The following is a 1,083-nucleotide window of genomic DNA, read 5'->3' on the forward strand; positions in this document are numbered from 1 at the left end:
GCGAGTCGTTCGTCACCAGGGGCGGGATGCCGAGCTTCTTGCCGATCTCCAGGAGGCCGTCACGGACCCGGCTCTCGATCTCGATGCCGTGGTCCATCAGCTCCAGGAAGTACCGGTCCTTGCCGAAGATGTCCTGGTACTCGGCGGCGGCTTTCAGCGCCTCGCCGTTCCAGACGGGAGATGTCGTGCCGCCCCGTCCACGGGCCTGATCTGGTGGTCGGGGCCGTGGACGGGGCGGAGGGTCGGTGGGGCTCTGTTGAAGGGCCGTTGTCAGTGGCTGGTCCTACTGTGGCAACGGCAGAGAGGAGCAGGTGATGACGGCGTACCGGCAGGGTGTGCCCAGGCGCCCCGGCAGGCGCCCGGGCGGTAGTCATCGCCGGATGTGCACGGTGATCTGCAAGCCACCGGCAGTGGCTCCTACGGCGGCGACAGCGGCGGCGGCCGTGCCGTTGCCGGTCAGGGCGAGGACGAGGACGGTGGCGAGGGTCGCCAGCGTCGTCAGGACGGGCAGCCACGGGTAGAACCGGGCTGCGGAGGACTCCGTACCCGTTCGGGTACGGTCAAGGGACGTCACGGTTGCTGTACTCCTTCGACGGATCGGGAGCCCGACGTCAGGCGATGGGGAGACCCTCTTCGCGAAGCGGCTTTGGACGGCATGGCTTCACAGGGTCTCCCTTCGTCGTCTGAAGGGCCTTCGGCCATTCAGACTCTAAGCCTCGGCACTGACACTCGCGGGGCTCCCCTGCGTACCCTCATCCGTCGCCAGCCCGTGTCTCTCAACTGACGGGGCCAAATCCGCCAGCCAGCCTGCAGGGGCGTGGGGTGTACTTCGTGACGCACCCGACCGCGATACCACCAAGCTGTTCCCCATGAAGTCCCCGACGACGCGCAGCAACTTCGGGTGGAACCCTGTACCGCGCGTTGGAGACTGGGGCGGATACCCCGAGCACGGAGCCGATCAGCTCGGTGGTGAGCTCCTCAGAGTGCATGTACTGCTCGTGCACACCAGCAAGGGGATCCTCGCCGTCTTCGACACCGCGTTCGGCGAGCTCCTGGCCGCCGATCCGGCCGCGTTCCGCGTGA

The 1,083-nt window shown here is 67.5% G+C and carries 2 protein-coding genes; one reads left to right on the top strand and one right to left on the bottom strand.

Going from position 1 to position 1,083, the window contains the following annotated elements; translation table 11 throughout:
• Positions 1–370: 370 nt before the first annotated feature.
• Entirely contained in the window at positions 371–574 is a 204-nt protein-coding gene (locus tag RB628_RS40745; protein ID WP_249956629.1) for a hypothetical protein, read from the bottom strand.
• A gap of 295 nt (positions 575–869) precedes the next feature.
• Between RB628_RS40745 and RB628_RS40750 the strand changes: the two genes are divergently transcribed.
• On the top strand, positions 870–1,083 hold a 214-nt coding region (locus RB628_RS40750), incomplete at its 3' end, for a hypothetical protein (RefSeq protein WP_318325686.1).

The sequence above is a fragment of the Streptomyces sp. ADMS genome, assembly GCF_033441795.1.
Classification (GTDB): domain Bacteria; phylum Actinomycetota; class Actinomycetes; order Streptomycetales; family Streptomycetaceae; genus Streptomyces.